This is a genomic window from Streptomyces sp. NPDC048288 (genome assembly GCF_043201555.1).
GTDB lineage: Bacteria > Actinomycetota > Actinomycetes > Streptomycetales > Streptomycetaceae > Streptomyces.
In genome coordinates this window covers 145,883-172,866 of sequence record NZ_JBICZD010000013.1, presented here as the reverse complement: position 1 = coordinate 172,866, position 26,984 = coordinate 145,883, and the positions used below count along the sequence as shown (strand labels likewise).

The following is a 26,984-nucleotide window of genomic DNA, read 5'->3' as shown; positions in this document are numbered from 1 at the left end:
CCATGAGCACTCAGGCCGACCACGGGAACGAGCTGATTCCCCGTCCCGAACTGACTCCTGACGCCCTGCGTACCGCTCTTGCCATCGTCGCTCCTGACCGCCTGGACGAAATGCAGGCGACGAAGGACGAGGCTTTTGCCGAGGCTGTCGAGTGGCAGTCGTTCAGCCCGGTGCAGAGCTGGGTCCTGATGTGGGCCAGGAATATCGAGATCGCCCGCCGACCGGAGCTCTCAGCCAGCTACGCAAACGCGGAGAGCAACCTGGAGCACGAGGATCCGGCCGTCGCCCGGGAAGCCCTTCGCGAGTTGAGCACGGTCCTGGACGAGGCGCTGAGGGCTGTTCGCGAGTGAGCTGGAAATGGGAGTACGCCTTCGGAGCCGAAGCAGCCGCTCGCACCGTTCCCCGGGACTTCCTCACCGCTGTGGAACGCAGGGCCGACGAACTGGTCAGGGCCGCTGAAGCTCTTCATGTCCACGGTCGCGCCCACGAGGGGGTCGATCCAGGCGGGGGCGATATCAGAGTCCCCGGCGGCATGTTCAGGTACCAGGTCGTCGTGCGCAGCGAGCGGGTCTACGTCGTGCAGATCACGTACCTGGGCCTTTGAGCCGTCCGCACATACCAGCCCGGTCTCGGCCGCAGTTGCCGAACCGAACGACAGGGAGTGTCATGACCACCGTCGGCGACAACACCGGGCGAACGGGCTCCCCGAGGTACCGGGCCCTGCGGGACCTTGTGCAGTCCACGGACGACACCGTCCCGGGAAAATTCGAGATCACCCGAGAAGGCATCGTCCACGACCTGGTCTCGCCCAACGGTCCTCACGAACTGACACGGTCCCGCCTCCGCAAGCGTCTGGAAGCGCTGATGCCGGAAGAGATCGTGGCCCATACAGGGGAACCCGACGTCGAGGACGAGCCCGAAGGGATCATGCGCCGCCCGGATGTCATGGTGATCAGCGAGGCGGAAATGGAGGGAGATGGCTCCTTCGACCCCCGCACCGGCAGCGGCGCCGTTCTCACCGGCATCCACCCCACCCCCGACGGCCCGCGCTACGCCACCCGCAAGGACTTCGTCTACGGCGAGGACGTCACCATCGGGGAGTGGACCATCGCGACGGACGGCCTGCCCCGTTACGCGGCCGCCGACCGCTGACAGGCCCCGCACCCCGCCGAGACGGGGCCGCTACCGGACGTCGACGAAGTCGGTGGCGGACTTGCGGCTTCCGGTGCTGCCGTCGCCGTAGAACACCCAGCGCCAGTCGCCGTCCACCGAGGCGGTCACCGTGGCCTTGAGGGCGCCGCCGGTGGTGGAGGTGATCTTCTTGACGGTGGTGAAGGCGCTGCTGCCCTTCTTGCGGAACTGCAGGCTGACTTCGCGGCCCGCGTAGCCGCCGTAGGCGTGCGTGCTCCAGTTCGCGCGAGTGAGCTTCCCGGTCACGGTGATCTTCTTGCCCTTGGTGACCGGCTCCGGCGAGGCGTCGACGGTCAGCTTGGCGTTGCGCTTCACGTGGGCCGTGGCGGCGGTGAGGTCCTCGTCGAAGCTCCCGTCCGCCCTGACCGCGATGCCCACCGTCTTCCAGACGGTGGCGTCGGCGTTGACCAGGTCGGTCTTCGCGACGACGTTGGTGGTCATCTCGCAGTGCTCGGTGGTGCCGGTGCTGTTCTTCTCGCAGTACGGACCCTCGCCGCTGTACCCGAGATCCCTCTCACCGGCGCCGCCGTACGGGCCGCGGTAGATCCCCACCCACTGGTCGGAGAGCTTCACGGAGTGCTTGATGGTGTACGTGATCGGCACGACCACCGTGCCCGTGGTGCCGACGACGACCGGCTTGCCGTTGTTCACCACGACGTTCGAGAAGGTGATGTCGCTCTCCGCCGCGTGAGCGGCAGGGGTGGACAGTGCCGCGAAGGGCAGGGCCAGCAGGGCCGCGAGAAGGGGGCGTCCGCGCACGTCAGGCCAGCTTTCCGGCCTGGGCGGTGACCAGGTCGGCGGGGAAGGTGAAGTCCTTGCCGGAGATCGCGGAGGCCCCGTTGACCACCGTGAACTGGGCGAGGGTGGCGCCGGACCGGAACATGACGACCTTCCAGGGGACGTCGGTGCCCTCGGCCGGGATGGTCACGGTGTAGGCGACCGCCTCGTCGCCGGCCTTCGGTGCCGTGTCGGCGGCGACCTTCGTCGCCTTCTGCGTCTCGCCCTGAAGGGTCAGCTGGAAGCCGCCCGTGCAGGCGGCGACGGTCTTGAGCGCGGCGGAGGCCGCCTCAGCGTCGGCGTAGGAGGCGAGGGTGACCATGCCCGTGTCGAAGTCCAGGGCCTTCTCCGAGGACGCGCCCGCGGCCGGCTTCCCGGTCACCCGCCGGTACGCGGTCGCGGTGGGCTCCCCCACGGCGGCACCGGCCACGGCCCGCCCCAGCGGGGCACACTCCGCCCCGGTCACCTTCGCCTGCTCGACGGCGGCGGCCTCGGCGTCACCGGGCGTGCTCACCACGTACCCGGTCAGGTCCGCCTTCTCCAGGGCCGCCTCGTCCAACTCGGCGGCGGTCAGCGGCTTGACGCCGGAGGCGGCGGTGGAGCCCTTCGTCGCAGAGGACGTGGCGTCGAGGACGGCGTCATCGACCTCGGAGTCGCCACAGCCGCTCAGCACGGTCACGGACAGCAGCGCGGAGGCCGCCAGGGTCAGGGCGGAGGAACGGGAGTTGCGTATGCCGGATCTGTTCACGATGTGCTGTGTTCGCTTTCTCTGTGTCTCTGCTTGCACTGAAGATGACTGACAACCCGCCAGCCAAGTCTGTTCACGCCAAGCCGCCCTACGACAGCTTGGCCAATTGGGCGTCGACGACGGCGTCCGGCACGGAGAAGTCCTTCAGGGCGCTGCCCTCCGGCACGGCGGTGAGGTAGCCGACCGTGGCGCCCTTGCGGAACACCACAGCCTTCACCGGCGCCTTCACGCCGTCCCGCTCGACCACCGCACCCCATGCCATCGCCTGGTCGGCGCCTTCCGGGGCGAGTTCCGGCACCAGCCGGCTGTAGGTACGCCGCTCATCGTCGACGGCTGCCGTGAATCCGTCTGCGCACTCGTCGATGGCCGCGGCGAGGACGTCCAACGCGGACTGCGCGGACTTACCCTCGTCGTACTCCGCGAGCACGACCGTCACGACCGCGCGCCCATTGGATACCCGCCGGACCACCGTGGACGTCGGGTTGCCCACCACTGTGGTGGACAGGACATGACCCGCCGGAGCACAGACGTCCCGCGACGCCTTCACCTCTCGTCGACCTGCCGCCTCGGCAGCGGGTACTGCTGTCACCACGAAACCCTCGACCTGCTGCCCTGCGAGCGCTGCCTTTGTCAGCCGGCCGCTCACAGCCATGGCGCTTGCCTGTGGCGGTGGCTTTACATTCAGGCCATCGGCAACACCACCGCTCGCCGCATCGCAGCCCGTCAACAGAAGAGAAACCAGTGTTGCCATCGGAATTCTCCGCGCCGCACTCAACAGCCCGCTCCTTCGGAAAGTGCAGTGCCCGAAACGATCAACACGCGCCCGAGCGTCAACCGACCCAGCAGTAGATGTCCTCGCCTGCACGTCGTTCCTGGCGGGCCATCCCGGCAAGTCTTTGAAGAATCTCCGAGGCAACAGCCAAGTCAATCTGCCAACCCTGGTCATCTTTCTCCTGGACCCACCACTCAGCGACTTCCGCTACTCGGGATTCCGACTCAGCGGAAAGAGCCCCTACAAGGGCATCGGACAACAGGAGTACGACGGCACCCTCGTCTTCCTCAGCGACAACCTCAGGGAAGTCCTCCTCGACAAGTTCATCGAACCTCCGTCCGGTGAACTGCGACTCCCAGTCAAGGAGAGCTTCCTCGGCGTCGAAATTCCCATACGTGAGGGAAGAAAGCGACGGATCAGGTCCGGCACTCAGCGCGGCGACGGCATCGACTCTTTCCGCAACGAAGAACTTCACCACACTACTCATGCTTCACCTTTTTCTCTCACCAAGAGTCATTGCCAGAGGATTCCCACGCCTGGGCCGTACGTGGGGCCATAGTCGAAAGCATGCTGCCCCCACATGCGTTGAGTCGTGAGATCGTACCAACCAACACCTGGGACACTCGTTCCCGTGTTCACCCAGTCCGGCCCGGGCATTCCTCCGGGCGTGGAGAAGAGTTCACTGAGCGCCGTGTCATTCTCCGCCAGTTCTTTCACTCGCTTGTCAAGGATGTTGCCCTTGATGGTGTTCGCGCGGCTGGGCCGCTTACCGATTCTCACCAGGTCCTTGGCCGAGTATCCGATCGTGCCCGCATCCCATTCGGACAGTGCCTGGTTGGTGTGTTCCAGAAGTCGGGACGCCAAGGCGTCGGGTGCCTCGATGTCTTTGCCCTCCATGTCGACGACCCTGGCTCCGCAGTTGTGGACGAGGAGCGACGTCCCGCCCGCCAGCACGTAGTACGTGTGCAGGTCGCTGACCGTGAGGTTGTGGACGGTGGCGTGGTGGGTGGTCCAGCGGGCGATGGCGGTGATCTGGACGTAGGTGCCGGCGCTGGTGCGCAGCAGTTCGCCCGGCTTCAGGGACTTGGCGTCGATCCACTCGTGGAGTTCCGGGACCCAGAAGGGGTGTCCGTCGGTGGCGGTCACCTGGGCGGTCTTGCCGCCGCCGAGGGCGATCGTGACCTTGACCAGGTGTTTGACGCCCTCGCCCACGATCTCCGCGGTGACCGTCTCGACGGCGGTCTCGCCGGTGTCGGGGTCGGTCGCCAGGACCTTGTCGCCGTTCTTGACCTGCTCGATCGGCTTGGTCGTGCCGTCGGCCATCAGGACGCGGGTGCCGGGCACGAAGCTGTTGGCCTCGGACGTGGAGCACGTGCCGCCGCCCCCGGACGACTCCTCCTTCGCCCGGGCCTGCCGTGGCTTCGGCTCCGCCTTCTTCGCCGCGGCCCGTTCCGCCTTCTGGGCTCTGTTTCCGACCTTCTGCGCCGCCTTCTTGGCCTGCCGGGTCGCTGCTTCCTTGGCCTTCTTGCGGATCTGGGCGGCGAGGGCGGCGGCGCGCTTCTTGGCCTCCTTGGCCTTGCGGGCCAGCTCCCGTGCCTTGCGGGCGAGTTCGATGATCTTGCGGGCCTTCTCGCGGGCCTTCATCCAGGCGCCGATCGCCTTGGCGATGCGGCCGACGGCCTTGGCCACCATGGGGGCCTTGAGGATCTTGCCCCAGGGCAGGGCCCCGGCCAGCATCATGCCGCAGGCCCACAGGTCGCCCCGGGAAAAGCAGCCGACCACGTCGTCCCAGCCGACGAGGCCCTTGAGCAGGGCCCAGCCGGAGGAGAGGATCACGTCGGTGAGGGAGCGGTTCAGCTGGGCCTTGGCCCATGCCTCGACCGACGCCGACGGGCCGCCGTACCCCTCGTTGCCGCCCTCCGACGCCAAACCCGACGGGTCGGCGAAGGTCACCGGGTTGTTCTCGCAGTAGACGTAGCCGTTCATCTGGACCGGGTCGGCCAGGTCCAGTACCGGGTCGGGGGAGATGAAACGGCCGGTGGCGGGGTCGTACTCCCGCGCGCCCAGGTGGACCAGGCCGCCCGAGGCGTCCTCGTCGCCGCCCACATAGCTCTGGTGCGAACGCCAGGTCGTCGACTCCGAGCGTTCGACGCCGAAAGGGTCCGTCTTGGAGAACTTGACCTTGTTGCCGGACGCCAGCGTCACGTTCGCGTACGCCGTGCCGTTCTGGTCGGTCACCTGCACGGACAGCTCCGACGCGCCCGAGCCCGTCGCGTGCCGCATCACCGTCGGCGCGCCGGCCTGGGAGTAGTAGCGCTCGGTGTACGCCGGGCCGCCCGCCGCGGTCACCGCGATCGTCGACTCACCCAGGTAGAGGACCCGTTCGGTACCCGAGACCGCCATCAGACGCTGACCGTCACCGCCGTAGACGTACTCCGTCTTCGTGTCCGGCACCCAGGACTGCGCCGCCGTGCTGTTGCAGGTGTAGAGCTGGAGGTCGGTGCCGTCCGTGGAGTTGGAGCTCGGCACGTCCAGGCACTTGCCGGACGAGACGTACTTCAACGCCCCCGAGGACGTGGCCGTCCACTGCTGGGCCGTCGCGCCCGTGCAGTCGGCCAGGACCACCGCCGTGCCGTTCGTGGTCCCGCCGGCCGACGGGACCACGCACTTGCCGAGGATCTTCAGCGCACCCGTCGACGGGTCCGCCGAGGACGCCGAGTCGATGCGCAGCTGCTGCGCCTTCGTGCCGTTGCACGTCCACAGTTGCAGCGCCGTGCCGGCCGTCGTCGTACCGCCCGACAGGTCCAGGCACTTGTCCGCCAGGCCCAGCCAGGCGCCCGAGCCGTTCTCGCCGAAGCCGGTCACCGACTCGACCTGGCCGTCCCAGGTCCAGGTCAGGGCCTGTTCCGAGCCGTCGTACGTGCGGGTGAGCGTGTTGCCCGCGTCGTCGTACGTCAGGTCCGTCGCCTTGGTGACCCGGGCGCCCGAGTCCGCCTTGTACGTGGACGACATGCCGGTCAGGGTGTGCGGCTGGGTGCCGTCCGACGCGCCGTACTCGTAGTCGGTCGTGGCGTCCTTCGTCGTGTCCAGGCCGGGGTCGTGCTCGGTCAGCTTCTTGCGGTTGCCGAGTGCGTCGTACGTGTACGACTGCCAGTAACCGGCGTTCGCCGACGTCACGTTGGTCGTGCCGTCCGAGTAGGAGGCGGCGGCCGTGGTCTTGCCGGTCGCCGTGCAGGCCGACGGCGCGGTCCAGGCCTCCGTCAGCTGGCCCAGCGCGTCGTAGGTGAAGCACTGCAGGTCGGTCGCCGAGTTCGCGGTGTCGGCGATGGACGTGACGTTGCCGGCGGGGTCGTAGGTGTAGGCGCGGGAGTTGACCCGGTGGCCGGTCACCCCGGTCGTGTCGCTGGTCGACTCGCGGTCCACGACGCTTCTGGTCAGCTCGCCCGTCGCCTCGTCGAAGAGGTTCGTGGTCCAGACCCGGTTCGGCTGCTCGCCGCTGACCGTGCGCAGGACCTGGCCGTACGGGGAGTACGTGGTCTGGGCCGTGTACCACTCCTCGCCCGACGTCGAGACCGGCAGGCCGTCCTCGTTGTAGCGGGTGACCAGGTGCTCGGCCGGGAAGGTGCCGACGGAGGGGAGGTTCACCGCCTGGAGGAGGCCCGACTCCGTGTACTCGAAGCTGTAGGCGTACTCCGCTTCCAGGCCGGAGGACATCGCGACCGACTCGGGGATGGTGATCTTCTGGCCGGTCGGCTGGTAGTCGGCCGTGTAACCGGTGACCGAGGTCGTGTACGCCTGGCCGTCGGTGTAGCGGGTCTGGGAGGTGGGCAGGCCCACGCCGCCGACGAGGGTGTCGTACACCGTCTTCGTCAGCAGCTCGCCCGTCGCGGAGTCGAGGCGCTGCTCGGTCGGGCGGGAGAGCGCGTCGTAGGCCGTGTGGACCGCCGCGTTCTCGTCGGTGACCAGCTCGGGGCGGTCCAGGACGTCGTACGTCGTGGTGGTCGTGCCGGCGTCCGGGTCGACCGACTGGGTCTCGCGGCCCCGGGCGTCGTACTCCCAGCTCCAGACGTTGCCCTCGGAGTCCTCGGCCTCGACGCGGTCGCCGCGCTCGTCGTAGTGGTACGTCGTCGAGCGGTACGCGGCCCGCAGCGCGTCCGTGAAGGTGTCGACGCGGACCGTGCGGCCGAGCGCGTCCGACCAGGTGCGCTGGGCCGCGCCGCCCGAGGGTTCGATCACCGTGGAGTAGTCGTAGCCGTACTCGTAGCGGGTCGCCTTCGCGGGCTTCTCGACGCCGCCCAGGTACGGGGTCTCGGTGAGGGTGCGGCCCAGGCCGTCGTAGGAGTAGAGGGTGGCGTTGGGGACCTGGGAGTCCGAGTCGAGTTCGAAGAGGGTGGTGGAGGGGCTGCCGGTGTCGTAGTACGCGTTGTTGGTCTGCGCGATGGTGCCGTTGGCGCTGTAGAGGACGTCCGTGATCAGGCGTCCGCCGCCGACCGCCGGGTCCTGCTTCTGGCGTTCGCGGCCGAGGCCGTCGTAGATGACGGTGGAGGTGTCGTAGTCGCCCGCGTCGGTGAGGGCCTCGGTGGTGACCGAGACCGGCTCGCCGACCGTGGTGTCGTAGGTGAACTTCGCCGACGGGGACTTCGAGGTGGCGCGGGCGGGTCCCCAGGCCTGGGTGGCGCGGCCGAGCGCGTCGTAGGTGTAGGTCGTCGTACGGCCGTTGACGTCGCTGTCGGTGAGGGCGACCCCGCGGCCGGGTTCCAGGACGGTGGTCTCGCTCTGGTTCAGCGCGTTCGTCGTGGTGATCTCGTAGACCTGGCCCTTGTCCGGGACGTAGGTCGTGGTGTCCCAGGTGTCCTCGTCGTCGGCGATGGCCTGGGCGTTCCTGGTGGACTCGGTGCGGCCGTACGCGTCGTAGGTGACCTCGCCGTCCTTGACCCAGCCGCCGCCGGTGCCGGTGATCGCCCAGGTGGTGGTGGCGGCGCCGGTGGTGGGCGTGTCGCCGTAGGCGCCGTCGTCGTAGGCGACCCGGGAGCCGTCGATCCAGTCGGCGGCGGTGGCCGTGTCGGCCTCGGCGCAGGTGCCGGCGGTGGTGAGGGACTGCTTGGGCAGGCCGATCAGCCAGGCTCCGGTGTTGTGGACGTACGACATCACCGTGCAGGTCTCGTCGCCCGACTCGCCGGTGTCGCCCTGGGACTCGACCCGGGTGAGCAGGCCGTAGGTGTCCTCGTAGGTGTTGACCGTCTTCAGCGTCCGCCAGGTACGGGAGTCGTCACCGCTGGTGCCTGAGGAGCGGGTGACGGAGATGCTGTGGTCGTCCTGGACGCGGTAGGCCTTCAGCGACGGGATGCCACCGGAACGGGTGCGGGTGGCCAGGAGCGTGGACGTCGGGTAGTCGACGTCCCGGGTCAGCAGGTCGCCGTCCTTCCCGGTGTACGTCAGCGTCTCGGCGACGCGGCCGGCGTACTGCTCCTTGTCGGTGCTGATCGTCGCGCCCGTGGAGTCGGTGACCGTGACCGAGCGGGTCGTGCCGTCGGGCAGCGGGTCGCCGTGCATGCCGCGGAAGTAGCGGGTCTCGGTCATGCCCCGCGCGGTGGACACGTACGGGACGGAGGAGTCGGCGCCGGTGTAGGTGCGGACCCGGGCGTAGCCGCGCCACTGGTCGTAGGTGCGGGTCTTCTTCTTGCTGAACTCCGCCTGGTTCAGGGCCCAGGCGGTGCCGCCGAGGTAGTCGTACTCGGTGGTGACCGGGTCGACTCCGGTGAGGGCGGGCAGTTCCTGGACGGTGTCGACGACGTACTTGTAGAACCAGTCGATCGACTCCACGTCCGGGTCCGGATTCCAGTACGCCGGGAAGCAGAGTCCGGTGTTCTCCTCCGGCTTCGGGAACGAGCCGTCGACCTTGCAGTCGTCCGAGGGGTCCTGGTAGCTGACGACGGTCTCGCCGCCGTACTCGCTGACGATCCGGGCGACCCGCAGCCGGTCGAACGCCGGGTTCGGGTCGCTCGCGCTCTTCTTGACCCGGTTGGGCATCGGGAGGCTGTTGGCCCGGAACTGCACGGGGTTGAGGGCGATCGCCTCGCCGTCCGTGCCGTAGCCGGTACGGGTGATCGAGGCCAGCCACAGGGCCGCGCCCTCGTCGGTGAGGTCGGCCGGCAGCGACTGCTGGAGGGTCCAGCTGTCCACCCTGGACAGGGCGGTCGAGCCGCGGGTGCGCTGCGTCCACGTCGTCACCTGGGCCAGCCGTTTGCGCGACCAGAAGGTGGGGACGGGGACGTAGCACTCCTCGCCCTTGGCGCAGTACAGGTCGGCCGGGGTGTCGTACCAGATGCGGTTCTTGTCGAAGTCGCCGGAGGTGAAGTTCTCCTCGGTGCACGCGCTCTCGTTGAAGCAGCGCTCGTCGACGTCGAAGGTGACCCTGGAGATAGGGGCGGCGAAGGGGTCGTCGTCGCGGAGGCCGTACTCGATCTTCCTCAGGTAGCCGCCGCGGTCGTAGCGGGCGGTTCCCTTGAAGGTCGTGTCGTCGGCGTAGTAGTTGGTCTCCTTGTCCCACCACAGGGTCATGGCGTTGCCGTCGACGTCGACGACGTAGTCCAGGTTCCAGCGCCAGGCCTGGTCGCAGAAGGAGCCCTTGAAGTCGCCCGCCTTGTAGCAGGGTTCGTCCTTCTGGTTGCCGGCGACGGGCGCGGTGAGGACGGAGTCGGTGACCGGGTCGCCGCTCTGCCACCCGGGCAGCTCGTGCCGGCCGAAGTAGTACTGGGTGCCGTCGCGGGTGGTGACGCGCCAGTACTCGCCGTCGGCGTCGCCGTTGTCCAGCCCGGGGTCCTTGATCAGCTCGACCCGGGAGCCGTCACCGCTCGCGCTGACCCACTGGTCGCCCACTGGGTCCGCGCCGTCGGGCAGCACGAGTTCGGTGGTGGTGCCGCCCAGTGTGAGGGTGGCGTTGTACGAGCCCCAGCACAGGTCGCTGGTCTTGTCCTTGTTGTTGCCGTCCGTCATGTCGTCACGGCAGGCGGTGTACGTGCGGGTGATGGAGCCCGCGTTGTACTCCCAGCCGTCGCCTATCCAGGAGGGCTGGTTGTTGGTGGCGGAGGTACGGCCGTCCACCGCCTGGGAGTTGTAGCCGAAGGACACGTTGGGCGACGGGCCGCCCGGCACGGACGGGGTCCCCAGGGTGTACGAGTACGTGAACGCGCCGGAGTTGCCGCCCGCCGACCAGGAGCCCGCGCTGACCAGCGGGGTCGCCGAGAAGTCGCCCTTGGAGCCGCTGCCGGAGTCGGTGGCGAGGAGGACGGAGGCGCCCTGAGAGGCGGCTGCCGCGGTGACCACCGAGCCGGCACCGGCGCCGGTGTTCCCGCGGTACACCGCGTCGGTGACCGCGCCCCGGCCGGTCGCGGCAGCCGTGGACACGGTGTCGGCCGTGGACACGGTGTCGGCCGTGGACACGGTGTCGGCCGTGGCCGCCGTGGCGGTGCCGCCTGCCGCGAGGGACTCGACGTCCACGGTGGCGGTGATGGTCCGCCGGTAGACCGGGTTGCTGTCGGTGCCGGTCTGCTCCACGACGTTGTCGGTGGTGACCTCGGACGGCTCCGCGCAGCCGTCGGTGTCCGGGGTTTCCAGGAAGCACGCCGGGAACTGCACGAAGGACAGGCGGTCGGCCCAGTTGGCGCCGTACAGCTCGGAGAAGTCGCTGTAGTCGAGGGCGACGACGGCGTCGCCGGTGGCGTCGGCGGGCGGGGTGACGGTGAGGGCGACGCCCTCGACCGCGGTGTCCGCCAGCTCGTCCTGGCCGGCCAGGGTGACCTTCCACTCGCCCTCCAGGGCGGCGGCCTCGGCGGCGGTGGCGTCCTCGGGGGCGCCCACCTCGACGGGGAGTTCGGTGGTGTCGTCGGCCAGGGGCACCAGGTCACCGGGGGCCAGGTCGGTGAGGTCCTGGGTCACCGTGCCGCCTTCGGGGGCGGTGACCTGGCTCGGGTCGTACTCGTCGGGCTGCAGGGGATCGGCGGTCGTCAGATCGGCCAGTTCGCCGCCGTTCTCGCCCTCGGCCTGCTCGGCGTCGGGCAGGTCGACCAGTTCGACGCCGGCGCGGTCGTCGTCGGGCGGTGGCACCGCGTAGGCCGCGGGTGACACGCCCAGGACGAGGGCCACGAACACCGCGGCGATCACCGAGCGACGTACCCACGGCCGCCGTACCGGCACCCGTCTGCGCATCATGACGCCAACCCCCCATTTCAACCCCCAATTAACCTGCAGTTAACCGAGAGCCCCACCCAGAAATGACGGCCAATTATTGGAGTACGAGTAAAGCGCAAGTCAATGGCACCCCAAGGGAAGTGAATTAGATCACGAGTAATTTACCCTTCAATCGGTGCCAGTAAGGACGAAATGGGCAGGTGACAGCGGTGTCAAATCGCCACGAAAAGCGCCACAGGAGATGCACAGAATTACCGCCACCACCTTTCCCTATGGCGCCCGGCGGCTTCTTGGGGTCATGCTCTGGCGGAATTCACAGGGGGAGGGGATCAACACCGTGAATCGCCGTGCATTCAGACCGTCCTGGAAAGGCTCCTCGGCGGCGGGCCTCGCGGTGTGCGTCGCCGCCGCGCTCGGGATCGGGCTGCTCGCGCCGGACCGGAACGGTGGCCCGGGAACCGGTGCGGGCAACCGGGCGGAGGAGCGGACCGGTGCCTCGGAGCCGCTGGACGAGGAGCGGGCGCAGGAGAAGGCCGTCGCCTCCGGACGGCGCGTCGAGGTCGAGACACTGCGTGACGAGACCTCCACCACGTACGCCAGGCCCGACGGCAGCTTCGAACTCGTCTCGTACGGGGCCCCGGTACGGGCGAAGGTCGACGGCGAGTGGCGGACCGTCGACACCAGGCTGCGGAAGACGGCCAGCGGTTGGGCGCCGAGGGCCACGACGGATCCGGTGGTGTTCTCCGCGGGCTCGGCCGACGGCGACGGCACCTCCGCCGGCGCCTCCGTCCACAGCGCCGTCTACACCGTCACCGAGAACGGCGGCGCCCTCCAGGCCGCCGACGGCGACACGACGTACACCGACCTGGCCACCCTCACCAGCGACGGCCACCAGGTCACCCTGAGCTGGCCGGGCGAGCTGCCCGAACCGGTGGTCAGCGGCGCGAGCGCGCTGTACCGGGACGTGTTCCCGGACGTCGACCTGATGCTGACCGCCCAGACCGGCGGCTTCAGCCATGTGCTGATCGTGCACACCGCCGAGGCCGCGGCCGACCCGGCTCTGACGACTCTCCGTTACGGGCTGTCCTCCCCCGACCTGTACTTCCGGCTGGACCCGGACACCAAGGTCGTCACCGGCCGGACGGCCAAGGGCGAGGAACTCGTCGTCAGCCCCACCCCCTATATGTGGGACTCCGCCGGCACCCCGGCCGTCACCGAGGGCGACGATCCCGAGCCCGCCGAACCGTCCGAGGACCCGGCACCGTCGTACTCGGAGGAACCGGGCGCGGAGATGAGCGACGAGCCGGAGGCGCCGGGGCTGGACACGGTGGGGCCGACGCCCACGGCGGAACCCGAGGAGACCGGGCCCGCCGCCGGGGAGACGGCCACCGACGGCCCGTCACCGGCCGCGTACCGGGGAAGCCGCGGAAGTGCCGTCGTCCCGGCCGCCCTCACCGACGAGGAGGTCTGGTCCCTCCCCGGTCTCGCCGGGCCCGACCCGGGCACCCATGTCGCCGTCGTGGACGCCGAGTTGAGCGAGTCAGGGACCACATCCACCACTCTCTCCGTCGTCCCCGACCAGGATCTGCTGACCGACGCGGACACCGTCTACCCGGTCTTCGTCGACCCGACGATCCACGGCCACACCTACAACTGGACCACGGCCTACGACCGTTACCCGACGTCCAGCTTCTTCGACGGCGCCAACTACAACACCGGCACCACCGAGGCGCGCGTCGGCTACGAGGCCACCACCTGGGGCACCTCCCGGTCCTTCTTCCGGCTCGGCTGGTCCGCCGACATCGAGGACGCCACCGTCTCCTCGGCCACCATCAGCCTGCGCGAGACCTACGCCTGGTCCTGCCAGTCCCGCGAGATGCAGGTGTGGCACACCGCCAGCATCTCCTCCAAGACCACCTGGAACAACCAGCCCTCGTGGCTGGACGAGATCGGCCGCAAGTCCTTCGCCCACGGCTACAACTCCTCCTGCCCCGACGCCTACGTCGGCTACGACGCCGAGGAGATCGCCCAGGACGCGGCGGACGGCGGCTGGCACTCGCTCACCCTCGGTCTGCGGGCGAGCGACGAGGACTCGGCCTACCCGTGGAAGAAGTTCGTCGCCGAAGGCCAGAGCGCGCCCAAACTGACCATCGTCTTCAACCGCAAACCCGCCGCCCCGACCGCGCTCGACCAGACGCCCGGCGGCATCGGCTGTGACCGCACCACGCCGGCCCAGCACATCGGCAAGCGCAACCTGGTGCTGTCGGCGAAGTCCTCCGACCCGGACGACACCAGCACCCAGCAGAACCTGAAGTACCTGCACTTCCAGCTGTGGCGCAGCGACGACACCGACACCAAGCTCGTCGACGAGAGGGTCACCGTCGACAGCTCCGGCAAGGCCTCCGTCACCGTGCCCAAGTCGACGTTCGCCAACGGCAAGATCTACCGATGGCACGTCCGGGCGATCGACGCGAGCGGGGCCGGCTCGGCCTGGTCGCCGACCCAGAGCCCCGGATACTGCCACTTCCTCTACGACAGCGACTTCCCCAACGAACCGGTCGTCAGCTCCACCGACTTCCCGGCCGCGGACGACGACGGCACCGTCTGGTCGGAGGTGAGGTTCGGCACGGCGGGCGCGTTCACGATCGCCCCCGACGAGGACACCGACGTCACCCGGTTCGAGTGGTCCTTCAACACGCCGACGTACGCGGGCGGCAAGGACGTGGCGGCCGGTGCCTCGGTGACCGTGTCGCTCAAGCCGCACTTCGCCGGGCCCAACGTGTTCTACGTGCGGGCCGTGGACAGCAGCGGCAACGTCTCGCCCGGCACGAAGTACTTCTTCTACGTCACCCCGCGCGACACCGCCGACCAGCCCGGCGACGTCACCGGCGACACCTATCCGGACCTGTTCGCCATCACCTCCGACGGTGACCTGCGCATGTACCCGGGCAGCTCCGTCGGCGACCTGTCCAACGGTCTCGACGCGGCCCACCGGAAGGGGAAGCTGCTCGCCGGCACCTCGGCGTACGGCGGGTACTGGAAGGGTGCGGACGGCACGCCCGCGCTGATCGCCCACGACCAGGACGTCCAGCCCGGCGACGGCATCAACGACCTGTTCGCCCGGATGCCCGACGGGAAGCTGTACGTGTACCCCGGTGACGGGTACGGCAGCGTCGACATCACGCAGCGGGTGGCGGTGCTGCTGCCCTCGAACGCCCCGGACCCGGCCACCGTCACCCAGATGATCGCCGGTGACCTGAACATGGACGACCGTCCCGACCTGTTCCTGCGCACCGAGGGCGGCGGATTCTGGATCCTCACCGGCTACACCGGCTCCAGCTTCTCCACCGCCACCCGGGTCGCCGCCACCACCTGGGCCGGACGCGACCTGGTCTCGGTCGGCGACCACAACGGCGACGGCGCCCCCGACCTGCTGTTCCGCTCCCAGTCCTCGGACCGGCTGGTGCTGCGCTACGGCGTGGCGGACGCGGCGGGCGGTTCCACCGTCGCCTCCTTCGCCACCGCGGCGGGCTCCCTGACCGGCGCGGACACCGTGTACGCCGAAGGCTGGAGCGAGACGACCACGCCCGTCACCTTCATCCGGGGCACCCCGGACGTCGACGGCGACGGCATCCCGGACATCTGGGCCCTCGCCGCGGACGGGAGCATCCAGCTGTACGCGGGTGGCAGGTCCGCCCTCGGTACGGCCACGACCGTCGAGGCGGCGAGCCTGGAATGGGGGACCAACAAGCTCGCCTTCGGCTGAGGCCGGGAAGCGCCGGGAAGCGGCGGGACGGGACTGGCCGGGGCGGATAGGTTGCGGGCATGATCCTCGCCCCGGTTCCGCTCGGCCCCGACCGTGACATCCCGGCGCCGGTGCTCACCGAACTCACCGCGCTGTATGCGTCCCAGCACGAGTTCCACGCCCTGAGCGGCGAGTTTCCGGACCCGGACGACATCCGGCCGGAGCAGGTGGCCGCCGCGCTGGCCGACGAGTTGGCGGACGAGGACGTGGAGGTGCTGCTGGCGCGGGCCGAGGGGCGGCTGGTCGGGGTGGTCGTCACGCTGGCGCGGCATCCCGATCCGGCCGACCCGGATCCGTGGATCGGGCTGCTGATGGTGGACGCGGGGGCGCAGCGGCGGGGGTACGGGCGGCGGATCGCCGAGGGCGTCGAGGAGCGGTTCCGGGCGGCGGGGCGGGACGCCGTACGGCTGGCCGTGCTGGAGGACAACCCGAAGGGGCTCGCCTTCTGGACGGCCCTCGGGTACACGGTGATCGGGCATCGCCCGGACCGGCAGCTCGGGCGGCCGTGTGCCGTACTGCGCAAGGCGCTGGGCGCGGCCTAGGGCCCGGCCTAGGGTGTGGCCGGTTTGCCGTCGCCGTACAGCCAGTCCTTCCAGACGGCGGAGAAGTCCTTGCCCGGGGCCTTCCTCTCCACGTATGCCGTGAACTCGGCGGTGTCGGCGTTGGCGTGGCGGTGGGTGGCGGCCCAGCCCTGGATGATGTCGTAGAAGCGGTCGTCGCCGACGGTCCGGCGGATCTTCTGCAGGACCATCGCGCCGCGGTCGTACACCGGCCGCTCCGAGATGTATGCGGCGCTCGGCGGTTTCGCCGGGGCGAAGCCCCAGAGGGTGGAGTCGTCGGTGGGGGTGGCGTAGAGCTTGTCGAAGGTCTGCTGGGCGGTCGGGCCGCCGTGGTCCTCGTCCCAGAGCCACTCGGCGTAGGTCGCGAAGCCCTCGTTGAGCCACATGTCCCGCCAGGTGCGCGGGGTGACGGAGTCGCCGTACCACTGGTGGGCGAGTTCGTGGACGAGGGTCGCGGTGTCCGGGGCGCCGGGGAAGACGGGCCGGGTCTGGGTCTCCAGGGCGTATCCGGCGTCCTCCGGGCGGTCGACGATCACGCCGGTGGAGGAGAAGGGGTAGGGGCCGAAGTTGTACTGCTCCCAGTCCATGATCTCGGGGAGCTTCGCGAGGACCCGTCGACTGGCCGCGGCCTGCGTCGGGTCGACGGCGGTGTACACCGGCAGGCCGTCGGAGAGGGTGGACCGGGTGATCGTGTAGTGGCCGACGGCGACCGTGGCCAGGTAGCTCGCCATCGGCTCGGCGCTGTGCCAGACGAAGGCCGTACGGTCGCCCTTGGTCGTCTCGCTCTTCAACTCGCCGTTGGATACGGCCTGGAGGCCCTTCGGGACGGTGACCGTGATGTCGTACGACGCCTTGTCGGAGGGGTGGTCGTTGCCGGGGAACCAGGCCATGGAGCCGACCGGCTCGCCGAGGGCCAGCGCTCCGTCGGCGGTGCGCAGCCAGCCCTCCTCGGAGCCGTCGGGGTCGGTGATCTTCTCCGGGCGGCCCGAGTAGCGGACGGTGGTGGCGAAGGTCTCGCCCGCCTTCAGGTCGTCGTGCGGGCGGATCGTCAGTTCCTGGCCGGCCCGGTTCCAGCGGGCCCGGCTGCCCTCGACGGTGACTTCGTCGACCCGCAGCCCCTTCAGGTCGAGGTCGAAGGCGGACAGCGCCCGGGTGGCGCGGGCGGTGATCACGGCGGTGCCGGTGAGGTCGCGGGTGTCCGGGTCGTAGGCGAGGGTGAGGGCGTAGTGATCGACGTCGTAGCCGCCGTTGCCCGCCTTCGGGAAGTAGGGGTCGCGCAGGCCCGCGCCGCCGGGGGTGCCGTGGACCCCGCCGCCGCAGCCGGCCAGCGCGACGGTGAGCAGGAGGGTGAGCAGGAGGGTGAGCAGGGCGGACGGGAGCGGGAGCGGGGATCGGGGCACACAGGCGATCGTAGGACGCCCGTGACACCATCGGCATGTGCTCGACATCGGCTACGCCCTCTCCAACCGCTTCCCGGACCCGCCCCAGGCCGACTACCGGCGCGTGGACGTCCGCGCGCTGCGCCACGACCTGTTCTGCGGGGACGTCTATCTCGCCGACACCAAGGCGGACCGGGAACTGTCCACAGCCTGGGGATGGGTGCCGGTGCTCGACTTCGCGTGGGCGCTGTGCGACATCGTGGAGCGGCTGGACCGGGACCCGGCGGGCTCGCGGGCCGCCCGGCCCCAGCACGCGGAACTGGACTTCACCGAGTCCACCGACCGCATGCTCTTCGAGCGCCGCTTCGGCTGGGTGGACATCGAGGCGGACTGGATGCCGGCCGAGGAGCCGCCGCTCAGCTTCTCCCACAGCGAACTGCGCCGGGAGGCCCGGGACTTCCTGCACGACCTGATCGCCGATCTGGTCGACCTGCACGAGGACCTGGCCGACAACCCGGCGATCTGGACCCTCCAGGCCCGCTTCCCACGGGTGTCCTGACCGCTCCGGGCGGCTGAACGACCGCCGGGTGTACGGGAGTTGGCGGCCCGTCGAGGCGGGGGTGACAAGTGCCGCCGGAGGCGACGGAAGGCGTACGGTCCGTTCGGGCCGTGCATACGTTGACTCCGTGCGGACCGAGCGACAGTCAGGCGACGGCGGGAAAGACACCTCTTCCGGGTCCTCCCGGGCAGCGGTCACCGCCAGGCCCACCGGATCCAACGGACCCGCCGGACCGGCCGAGCACGCACTGCTCACCCTCCAGGGGAAGGCGGGGAACACCGCCACCACGCTGGCACTGCAGGGCGGCAGGAGCAGCGCCGTCACCCGGCAGCCGGCGGGCCGCGACGGCGCCGAACCCGGGCTCGTCCTGCCGCCGTACCTCATGGACTTCCAGGCCGCCGGGCTGTCCACGGCCTACGGGCTGACCGGGCACGAGTTCGTGGGGAACGCGGTGGCCGCCGTCGTGGGCCACCGCGACGGCACGGTGGCCGCCCTCGCCGCCGACCTGGCCGGCCGCCCCGAGGCGTACTACGGGCAGGGCCGCGCCTTCGCGGTGCAGGGCAAGGACGGCAAGGAGTGGTACGACGTCACGGTCACCGTCACCCGCGCCCCCGACGACCGGCCGCCCGTCTTCCACCCCAAGGACCTGCTGGCCGACGCCGGGCCGGACCCGGACGGAGCGCCGCTCGCCCCGGTCGACGAGGCCGAGGGCAAGGACACCAAGGTCGACGTCCAGCACAACAGCGCCGCCACCGTGGCGACCACCGCGAGCGGGGGGTCCAGCAAGGGCGCGGGCGGGATGGCCTTCGGGCTCGCGCCCGTCGTACCGGGGCTGTGGCTGGGCGGCGCCGCCCTGGTGAACGCGCAGCCCTGGCAGTCCTCGCGGGAGTCGCGCAGCCAGCGGAACGTGGCCGAACCGCGCGTGCTGCGCAGCGACAAGGGCTCGGTCGAGGCACCGCGCAAGGTGCGCTACGGCGTACGGGTCAAGAAGCAGGGCGCGCAGCACGCGGGCCGGCCCGCGCAGACCTTCCACGGCTCGGGCACCCTCACCCAGCGCGTGCCCACCGAGCACCTCGTCCCGGCCGGCACCGGGACGCCCGCCGCCCCGCGGGCGGTCGGCGCGGACACCGCCCGGCGGGTCTCGCTCGCCGACTCCATGGCCCCGGTCGCGGTGACCGACACCGCCGCCCCGCACCAGGGCGGCGGAGGGCTCTTCGACGCGGTCGCCTCGGTCCTGCACCCCTCGCTCACCGCCCCCGGGGCGCCCGGCCGCGCCCGGCTCTACGAGGCGACCGCCACCGCGACCGTCCTGGAGGACCTGCCCCGGCTGCTGCGCGACGGCGTGACCGGCGAGGACCTGGCGTCCAAGGACGGCGGCAGCGTGGGCAGTTACCGCCTGCACGCCGTGATCACCGGCATGTCCCCCGCCTGGGGCACCGGCGGGACCCAGCTGCGCACCCATCAGCAGACCCAGCACACGGTCACCGAGAGCGCGGGCAAGGGGCGCGCCCTCACCGGCGGTCTGGGCCCGGCCATCGGCGTCGGGGCGGCCGGCAGCGCCGCCGTGGTGCGGGGTACGGCCATGCCGGTCGCGGCGGCCCGCAAGGCACGGTTCACCGTGGCCGAGCAGACCGTCTCCAGCCGGCAGGGCGCGGAGGTGCGCGGCGACAAGGTGCTCTACCTCGCGACCGTCGACCTCACCGCGGAGGGCACGGGGCCGCGCTCGGCCCAGATGGTCCTGCGCCCCGGGACCCGGGTCGCCCGGCACTCGATGCGGGTGTGGATGAGCCTGCGTGCCGACGAGGCCGGGTCGCTCGGGCTGCCGCTGCCGCCCGGCACCGAGGCCGGGGAGTTCATCGAGAAACCGAAGCGGACCGACGAGAACGGCGCCGAGACCGACGTCGAACGGCACCTCCCGTTCGGCGCCATGGGGTCCAGCGTCACCCTCAGCCAGCTGGACACCGGGCCCATGGTGCGGGCCGTGCGGCAGCTGTTCGCGACCGATCCCCGGCTGGCCGGCTATCTGCCCGACTTCGGTACGGAGCCGGGCACCACGCCCCCGTCCAAGGAGGAGGCCGCCCTCCGGCGGCACAACCACCGGGAGCTGATGGCCGCCCTGTCGGAGACCAACCTGCGGGTCAACAAGGACCAGCTCACCTCGACCGGCATCCGGGTGCGGCTGCGCCGCAAGACCACCCTGCACGCGCACGACGTGCAGCTCCGGGTCCGGGGGCAGCTCCGCGAGACCGGCTACCTCGGCGACACCGACAACTGGCTGGTGCGCAGCCACGCCGGGGTCACCGGCAACACCCAGAGCGGGCGCAGCAGTTCCCGCTCGATCGGCGGGCTGGTGCTCGGCCAGGCCAGGATCATCCCCGGCGCCCTCACCGGCTCGGCCCGCTACGAACGGCACCGCTCCGGCACCCGCCGCAACCAGGCGGGCCCCACCACCCGCACGGACGTCCTCACCAACGGCTCCGACAAGGCCGCCGCCTTCGGGGCCGCCCTGCGCCTGGACGTCGACGTCACCATGACCTCCCGGCAGCGCAAGCTCGGCCGCGCCCTCACCCCCGGCTCCCCCGGCCAGGACGCCCCGGAGGCCACCCCGCTGGCCGGTCTGCACCTGGACGAGCAGGACGTACGGCTGGTCACCCCGGCCGAGTTCACCCTCGACGAGGAGGGCAAGCGGCGGCAGGACGCCGTGCGCGGCCGACGGCGGGCGCAGGCCCCGCGCCCCGAGCACGCGGTCACCGCCGAGGGCATCGGCGACCTGGCCACGCTGGTGCCCCGGCCGTCCGTCGGGCAGCCGCTGCGGGACTGGCAGCTGGTGGAGACCGTCGGAGACGGCCAGGCCGTCCGCGACCTCGCCTTCCAGCTGCTGTCCAAGGCCGCCGCCCGCAACAAGGGGGTACGGGAGGATCCCGCGCTGGCGGCGGAGGGGCTCGCGCCGCGCCTCGCGATCGAGGAGCGGTTCGGGCCGCAGGCCATCACGGCCGCGCTGCGGCAGGCCGCGTCCTCCGGGTGGGTGGTGAAGAACCTGCGGTATCCGCGCCGGCTCGCCGCGCTGAACGGGGCCGTGGGCACCCGGCTCACCCTGACCAACCCGAAGTTCCTGCACCGGGGCGCGGGACCCGGCACCGAGACCTTCGTGCTCGGCGGCCACCAGGCGGCCGGCCAGGAGGGGCAGGGCACCACCAGCACCTGGCAGTTCGGCGCCACCGGCTCCGAGAACGACGCCGAGTGGCGGCTCGGCCAGGGCCTCTCCGGGAGCCGCACCACCAGCGCGGGCGACACCCGGTCCGCGGCCCTGTCCGGCACGGTCGAGCGCAACGCCCACACCCCGAAGAAGGCACCGCTCCACCTCGTCCAGTGCGACCTCCTCGTCACCATGGTCGCCGAGGTCAAGGTCACCGGCGGCGGCCCCTACGTGACAACCGCCGCCCGCACCCTCCCGGCCGAGGCCGCCGTCTGGCTCACCGAGGCGCAGTTGCCGGCGGCGATCCGCAGACAGCTGAACCTCGACCCGGAACCGGCACTGATGACCCCGCCCGCCTCCCGACCGGGACAGCGACCGGCCGAGGGCTCCCGGACGGGCGCGGAACGCGAGCGCCGGGAGAAGGGGCGCGCCGTGGACACGGCCGGGAGCCGCGCCGCGGATACGGCCGGGAAGCGTGCCACCGACATCGGCGGGTCGCGCACCACCCGGCCCGCCGAGGGCTCCCGAGCCGGTGCCGAGCGGGAGGCCCGGGAGAAGGGGCGCGCCACGGTCGCCCCCGGCTCCCGTACCGCCGACACCCCCGGTTCCTCCACCTCCGCCCCGCCCCGCACCGGCCCCTCCTTCGGCCGGGGCCTGCCGCTCGGGTTCGGCATGGTCGAGAACGTGCCGAACTTCGTGCCGCTGCTGGCGCGGCTGCGGACCCGGCTCGTGGAGAGCGGGCAGCAGGGCCTGGCCGAGGACCTGCTGCCCCGGCAGCAGCTGGCCGACCGCAACGACAACGTGCAGCGGCTGCTGCGGGTCCTGGACCGCGACGGCAGTGCCGGGCTGCTGTCCGGTGCGATGGACGGCGGGGTCACCGTCGAGCTGTTCGACGGCCGCAGAACCCCGTACTGGGCGGTGTTCAAGGTCAACCGCCTGGGCGACGGCGGCTACGACGGTGCCGCGGACGACGGCCGGGACATGGAGTACATCACCGCGGCCGTGGCCCAGCAGGCCGCCGCCCACGACGAGGGCGTGACGACCGGCGTGGAGGGCATCTTCGCGGGCTCCGGCAAACCGGAGGGCGGCGCCGGGCAGCTGAAGAGCACCGGCGGCGCGGCGGGACTCGGCGTCGGCTCCGGCAGCTCACGGCGCTCCGGCACGGCCGGCCGCGGTCAGCTCGGCATGAAGACGGTCGCCGAGGCGAAGACCGCGCCCTCGTCGAAGATGCGCGTGCCGATCGAGGCGACCCTCGAACTGCACCGCGGCGACCGCCGGCTGGCGGTGGCCTCACTGGGCCGCCAGGCGCTGACCCACCGTGTCCTGGACAAGGACCTGGCCGCCCTCGGCCGGGTGACCGCGCCGCGCCCCGCACCGGTGGGTCCGGCCCCCGGCCCGCAGGGCGGACGCCCGGCCGCGCTCGGCGCCTGGCGCTCCGGTGGCGTGCGGCTGCCGATGGAGGCGCAGGTCAACGGCTTCCAAGGGGCCCCGCAGATACGGGAGCTGGTCAACTCCGCGGTCCGCGAGGCGGGCGGCGGCGACCGCTTCCGGGCCAAGGGCCAGGCCGCCGCCTACACCCTGCACGAGGCCGTCTCCACCGAGTGGCTGATCGCGGCGCTGCCGCTGCTGACCTCCGCCGGGGCGGAGCTGCCGCCGGTGCACGCCACCGGGGTGGAGGGCCAGGACCTGCGGGCGTCCCTGCACGGGCGGCTGCGGGACGGGCGGGTACTCGGCGTCGGCGACAAGATGACCTTCGAGACGGTGGGGCAGAGCCACCTGGACGCGCCCCGGCCCACCCAGACGGACGGCCTCAGCTCCGCCGACCACGGCAGGTCGGCACGCGGACTGGCGGGCGCGGGGCTGCTCAACGCCGACGAGTTCCGCCTCAACCAGATGATGGGCAACGCGGGGGGCGCGGGCGGCGGCGCGGGCCTCGCGGCGAACGCCTCCGGCTCGATGCCGCTGCACAAGCCCAAGTTCTCGTCGGTGCTGGTGCAGTTCACGCTGGACGTGCGGGTGGTGGCCAGTGTGAGCGCCCGCGTGCGGTCGGGGCGGACCGGTACGGCCGTACGCGAACTGACGCTGCCCCGGCCGGTGGTGATCCGGATGCCGGAGCCGGTGGTGCGCCGGATGCTCGGCGCTCAGCCGACGTTGCTGCGGGATCCGGATGACCAGTTGGGCTTGAGGAGGACGGTGGCGCCCCCGCCGCAGGCCTGAGTGGTTCGGCCGGTTCGCGGCTGCGGGCCGGTGGGGGCTGGTCGCGCAGTTCCCCGCGCCCCTAAAGGGGCGTCAACTAAAGGGGCGTCGACCTCACCCCTCCACGCGGATCCCCAGCTGTCCCGCCAGCACCGGTGCCAGATCCAGCAGTTGGGACATGCTGATCACCGCCCCGGCCAGTCGCTCCACCCCTGTCGCGATGCCCAGTTCCGCCGCGCCGCGCAGGTCGACGTCCTTCATCGTCACCCCGTTGAAGTCCGCGTCCTTCAGGGTGCAGTCGGTGAACTCCACCCGCTCCAGGACGGCGCCGCCGAAGTCCGGCTCGACCAGGACGCAGCTCTCGAAGACGACGTCTCTGAGCCTGGCCTTGCGCAGGTTCAGGTAGTCGATCTTGCCGCCGCGGATCACCACGCGCTCCAGGACGGAGCCGTGCAGTTGGGTGCCGCCTAGGCGGGCGTCGATCAGCTCGACGTCGCGGAGGGTCGCCTCGGCCAGGTTCGTGCCGACGCCTCTTATGCCGGTGAGGACCGTGTCCAGCACGCGGGCGTGGCGCAGTCCCGTCTCGTCGAAGGCGCAGCCCGTCAGCGCGCAGTCCATGAAGCGGGCGCCCGCGGCGTCCTGGCCGACGAAGTCCGCGTCCCGGAACTCCAGCCCGTCGTAGTCCCCGTCCGGCTCCAGCTCGCCGTCGCTCCACGGCTCCAGCGGGGGCAGCCGCACCTCCGGCCGCCGCGCGCCCTTCACCCTGCCACCGCCGGCCCCACCGGCCGCTGTCCTCGCCATGCCCCCATCTTGCCGCCCCCCACTGACAATCACCGTGACCTGCGACGACGCCCCGCGACCCCGGTGCCATGTCACATTCCGCCCGCCTCGATCCGTCGTATCAGCGAGGAAGGCACGTCCACCGCGGCCGCCCTTGACCTCAAGCGCGCTTGAGGCCGAAGAGTCGACCCGTCAGATCGGCCGGCAACTGGTCCGTCCAGCGGCTGGTTCGTCCAGTACCGGGGGGAGTCCCTGTGCACGCCATCGTTCTGCACGCCTTCGGGCCTGCCGAGAACCTCGTCCATGAGGAGACCGAGGACCCGGTACCGGGTCCGGGGCAGGTGCGGATCGCGGTCGCCGCGGCCGGTGTCCATCTGCTCGACACCGCGCTGCGGGCGGGTCACCAGGGCCCGGCGCCCCGCCCGGCCGTGCTGCCGACGGTCCCCGGCCGCGAGGTCGCCGGGGTCGTCGAGTCGCTCGGCGACGGCGTCGACGGGCTGTGGCTCGGCCGGCGCGTGGTCGCCCATCTCGGCTTCGCGCCGGGCGGCTATGCCGAACTCGCGGTCACCGAGGTCGAAAGGCTGCACGAGGTCCCGGCGAACCTCGGCTTCCCCGAGGCCGTCGCCATGATCGGGACCGGCCGTACGGCCCTCGGCATCCTGCAGTTCGTGGCGCCGGGGCCGGAGTCGGTGGTCCTCGTCCCGGCCGCCGCCGGCGGTGTCGGCACCCTGCTCGTGCAGTACGCGAAGCACGCGGGCGCGACCGTGATCGGCCTCGCGGGCGGCCCCGAGAAGGTCGAGCGCGTCCGGGCCGACGGTGCCGACCTCGCCCTCGACTACACCGACCCCGGCTGGCCGGACCGGGTCCGCGAGCGCTTCGCCGCCGTCACCGTCGTCCTCGACGGGGTCGGCGGCGAGGTCGCCCGGGAGGCCGTGGGCCTGCTCGGCGACGGCGGCCGGCACCTCGTCTTCGGCTGGTCGGCGGAGGGGATCGGCGACGGCCGGGGCCACTTCGTCGACGGGCTCTCGGAGCGCGTCCTCGGCCCCGCGATGCTCCGCCGGACCGGCGGCCCCGACCCGCTGCGCACCCTCGAACTCCGCGCCCTCGCCGAGGCCGCCCACGGCCGGCTGCGGCCCGCCGTGACGCGCTTCCCGCTGGCGGAGGCGGCAACCGCACACCGCGCCCTGGAGACCAGGGCGACGATCGGAAAGGTGGTACTGGAACCGTGACCAGGAACAGCACACCCCAGGATGCGACCCGTCCTGATTCGTGGTCTTCTGACCGAATGAGCAGCGCCCGAACGGGTGAATCGCCCACCGGCCAGGCCGATCCCCACCGCTGGTGGGGCCTGGTGGTCATCGCGCTCGCCCAGCTGATGGTCGTCCTCGACGCGACGATCGTGAACATCGCCCTCCCCTCCGCACAGCGCGACCTGGGGATGTCCGACGGGAACCGGCAGTGGGTGATCACCGCCTACACGCTGGCCTTCGGCGGGCTGCTCCTGCTGGGCGGCCGGATCGCCGACCTGGTCGGCCGCAAGCGCACCTTCGTCATCGGGCTGGTCGGCTTCGCCGCCGCCTCCGCGCTCGGCGGTGCCGCCCAGAGCCAGGGGATGCTCTTCGGCGCCCGCGCCCTCCAGGGCGTCTTCGCCGCCGTCCTCGCCCCCTCGGCGCTCAGCCTGCTGACGACGACCTTCACCGACCCCCGGGAACGCGGCAAGGCCTTCGGCATCTACGGCGCCCTCGCGGGCAGCGGCTCGGCGATCGGGTTCATCGTCGGCGGGCTGCTCACCGAGTACCTGGACTGGCGCTGGTGCCTGTACGTCAACGTGCCCATCGCGGTCCTCGCCGTCTTCGGCGCCTCCGCCCTGCTGCGCGACCGCCCGGGCACCGGCGGCGCCCGGCTCGACGTCCCCGGTGCGCTGTTCGGCTGCGGCGGGCTCGTCGCGATCGTCTACGGCTTCAGCGAGGCGCAGCCGCGCGGCTGGTCCGACCCGCTGGTGCTGGGCCTCTTCGCGGCCGGTGCCCTACTCCTCGCCACCTTCGTCCGGTGGCAGAACCGGGCGCCCAGCCCCCTGCTGCCCCTGCACATCGTGAAGGAACGCAACCGCGCGGGCAGCTTCCTGACGATGGCGCTCGCCACCGTCGCCATGTTCGGGCTGTTCCTCTTCCTGACCTACTACCTGCAGATCATCCTCGGCTACTCCCCGGTCAGGGCGGGCCTCGGCTTCCTCCCCCTCACCCTGGCGATCATCGTCGGCTCCACCCAGATATCGGCGCGCCTGCTGCACCGCGTCGCCCCGCGCCTGCTGATGGTCCCCGGCCTGCTCCTCGCCACCTGCGGCCTGCTGCTCCTGACCCGGATCACGGTCTCCTCCTCCTACCCCACCGAGATCCTGCCCGCCCTGCTGCTGATGGGCCTCGGCATGGGCCTGACCTTCATGCCGGTCTTCGCCACCGCCACCTCCGGCGTCGCCGCGCAGGACTCCGGCGTCACCTCCGCCACCGTCAACACCTCGCAGCAGGTGGGCGGTTCCATCGGTACGGCCCTGCTCAACACGATCGCCACCAGCAGCAGCGCCACCTACCTCGCCGCCCACCTCCACAACCCCGCGCAGAAGGCCGCCGTCGTCCCGGAGTCCGTCGTGCACGGCTACACGGTCGCCATCTGGTGGGCGGCCGGCGTGATGCTGCTGGCCGCCGCCGTCGCGGGCCTGCTCGTGACGACCAAGCCGCCCAAGCACGACGTCCCGGCCGACACCCCGGTCCCGGAACCGGTCGCCTGAGACCGACGACCAGCAGACCGACCCCAGGAGCGGGCGTCCGGAATCC

At 71.3% G+C, this 26,984-nt stretch carries 16 protein-coding genes; 9 read left to right on the top strand and 7 right to left on the bottom strand.

Annotation, left to right across the window (positions count from 1 at the left end; translation table 11 throughout):
* Positions 1-2: 2 nt before the first annotated feature.
* From ACGFZS_RS38580 to ACGFZS_RS38570, 3 genes are all read left to right on the top strand, one after another.
* Entirely contained in the window at positions 3-350 is a 348-nt protein-coding gene (locus ACGFZS_RS38580) for a hypothetical protein (protein WP_393799014.1), read from the top strand.
* On the top strand, positions 347-604 hold the full coding sequence (locus ACGFZS_RS38575) for a hypothetical protein (protein WP_393799013.1): 258 nt from the start codon (positions 347-349) through the stop codon (positions 602-604). Before ACGFZS_RS38580 ends, ACGFZS_RS38575 begins: the two co-directional genes overlap by 4 nt.
* 62 nt (positions 605-666) lie before the next feature.
* Positions 667-1,152: a Uma2 family endonuclease gene (locus ACGFZS_RS38570; protein WP_393799012.1), complete on the top strand. Its 486-nt coding sequence runs from the start codon at positions 667-669 to the stop codon at positions 1,150-1,152.
* Positions 1,153-1,182: 30 nt separating this feature from the next.
* On the opposite strand, the gene ACGFZS_RS38565 is transcribed toward ACGFZS_RS38570, so the two are convergent.
* From ACGFZS_RS38565 to ACGFZS_RS38545, 5 genes are all read right to left on the bottom strand, one after another.
* Complete coding sequence (locus ACGFZS_RS38565; RefSeq protein ID WP_393799011.1) at positions 1,183-1,950, bottom strand: hypothetical protein; 768 nt, start codon at positions 1,948-1,950, stop codon at positions 1,183-1,185.
* A 1-nt stretch (position 1,951) separates the two neighbouring features.
* Entirely contained in the window at positions 1,952-2,716 is a 765-nt protein-coding gene (locus tag ACGFZS_RS38560; RefSeq protein WP_393799010.1) for a hypothetical protein, read from the bottom strand.
* Positions 2,717-2,804: 88 nt separating this feature from the next.
* The gene (locus ACGFZS_RS38555) at positions 2,805-3,467 is read right to left on the bottom strand and encodes a hypothetical protein (RefSeq protein WP_393799009.1); all 663 of its coding nucleotides are present in this window, start codon (positions 3,465-3,467) and stop codon (positions 2,805-2,807) included.
* A gap of 79 nt (positions 3,468-3,546) precedes the next feature.
* The gene (locus tag ACGFZS_RS38550; protein ID WP_393799008.1) at positions 3,547-3,975 is read right to left on the bottom strand and encodes a hypothetical protein; all 429 of its coding nucleotides are present in this window, start codon (positions 3,973-3,975) and stop codon (positions 3,547-3,549) included.
* 26 nt (positions 3,976-4,001) lie between these two features.
* The gene (locus ACGFZS_RS38545; protein ID WP_393799007.1) at positions 4,002-11,699 is read right to left on the bottom strand and encodes a ricin-type beta-trefoil lectin domain protein; all 7,698 of its coding nucleotides are present in this window, start codon (positions 11,697-11,699) and stop codon (positions 4,002-4,004) included.
* A 316-nt stretch (positions 11,700-12,015) separates the two neighbouring features.
* Between ACGFZS_RS38545 and ACGFZS_RS38540 the strand changes: the two genes are divergently transcribed.
* Positions 12,016-15,444 carry a DNRLRE domain-containing protein gene (locus tag ACGFZS_RS38540; RefSeq protein ID WP_393799006.1) on the top strand — a complete coding sequence of 1,143 codons (3,429 nt, stop codon included), beginning with the start codon at positions 12,016-12,018 and terminating at the stop codon, positions 15,442-15,444.
* 59 nt (positions 15,445-15,503) lie between these two features.
* On the top strand, positions 15,504-16,025 hold the full coding sequence (locus ACGFZS_RS38535) for a GNAT family N-acetyltransferase (RefSeq protein WP_393799005.1): 522 nt from the start codon (positions 15,504-15,506) through the stop codon (positions 16,023-16,025).
* 8 nt (positions 16,026-16,033) lie between these two features.
* Here ACGFZS_RS38535 and ACGFZS_RS38530 read toward each other — a convergent pair whose 3' ends face one another.
* A complete protein-coding gene (locus tag ACGFZS_RS38530; RefSeq protein ID WP_393799004.1) occupies positions 16,034-17,443 on the bottom strand; it encodes a M1 family metallopeptidase in 1,410 nt (469 codons plus the stop codon).
* Positions 17,444-17,480: 37 nt separating this feature from the next.
* Between ACGFZS_RS38530 and ACGFZS_RS38525 the strand changes: the two genes are divergently transcribed.
* On the top strand, positions 17,481-17,981 hold the full coding sequence (locus ACGFZS_RS38525) for a hypothetical protein (RefSeq protein ID WP_355709103.1): 501 nt from the start codon (positions 17,481-17,483) through the stop codon (positions 17,979-17,981).
* A 127-nt stretch (positions 17,982-18,108) separates the two neighbouring features.
* Positions 18,109-23,394, top strand: coding sequence for a hypothetical protein (locus tag ACGFZS_RS38520; protein WP_393799003.1), 5,286 nt, complete (start codon positions 18,109-18,111; stop codon positions 23,392-23,394).
* 93 nt (positions 23,395-23,487) lie between these two features.
* Here ACGFZS_RS38520 and ACGFZS_RS38515 read toward each other — a convergent pair whose 3' ends face one another.
* Entirely contained in the window at positions 23,488-24,174 is a 687-nt protein-coding gene (locus tag ACGFZS_RS38515; RefSeq protein WP_393799002.1) for a pentapeptide repeat-containing protein, read from the bottom strand.
* A 233-nt stretch (positions 24,175-24,407) separates the two neighbouring features.
* On the opposite strand from ACGFZS_RS38515, the gene ACGFZS_RS38510 reads away from it, so the two are divergent.
* Both ACGFZS_RS38510 and ACGFZS_RS38505 read left to right on the top strand, forming a co-directional pair.
* Positions 24,408-25,382 carry a zinc-binding dehydrogenase gene (locus ACGFZS_RS38510; RefSeq protein WP_393799001.1) on the top strand — a complete coding sequence of 325 codons (975 nt, stop codon included), beginning with the start codon at positions 24,408-24,410 and terminating at the stop codon, positions 25,380-25,382.
* 56 nt (positions 25,383-25,438) lie between these two features.
* The gene (locus ACGFZS_RS38505) at positions 25,439-26,938 is read left to right on the top strand and encodes an MFS transporter (RefSeq protein ID WP_393799000.1); all 1,500 of its coding nucleotides are present in this window, start codon (positions 25,439-25,441) and stop codon (positions 26,936-26,938) included.
* Positions 26,939-26,984 lie beyond the last annotated feature (46 nt).

Coding starts and splice junctions, on each gene's coding strand:
- ACGFZS_RS38505 (WP_393799000.1), top strand. CDS start 25,439: ATGAGCAGCGCCCGAACGGGTGAATCGCCCACCGGCCAGGCCGATCCC.
- ACGFZS_RS38535 (WP_393799005.1), top strand. CDS start 15,504: ATGATCCTCGCCCCGGTTCCGCTCGGCCCCGACCGTGACATCCCGGCG.
- ACGFZS_RS38580 (WP_393799014.1), top strand. CDS start 3: ATGAGCACTCAGGCCGACCACGGGAACGAGCTGATTCCCCGTCCCGAA.
- ACGFZS_RS38555 (WP_393799009.1), bottom strand. CDS start 3,467: ATGGCAACACTGGTTTCTCTTCTGTTGACGGGCTGCGATGCGGCGAGC.
- ACGFZS_RS38550 (WP_393799008.1), bottom strand. CDS start 3,975: ATGAGTAGTGTGGTGAAGTTCTTCGTTGCGGAAAGAGTCGATGCCGTC.
- ACGFZS_RS38545 (WP_393799007.1), bottom strand. CDS start 11,699: ATGATGCGCAGACGGGTGCCGGTACGGCGGCCGTGGGTACGTCGCTCG.
- ACGFZS_RS38570 (WP_393799012.1), top strand. CDS start 667: ATGACCACCGTCGGCGACAACACCGGGCGAACGGGCTCCCCGAGGTAC.
- ACGFZS_RS38515 (WP_393799002.1), bottom strand. CDS start 24,174: ATGGCGAGGACAGCGGCCGGTGGGGCCGGCGGTGGCAGGGTGAAGGGC.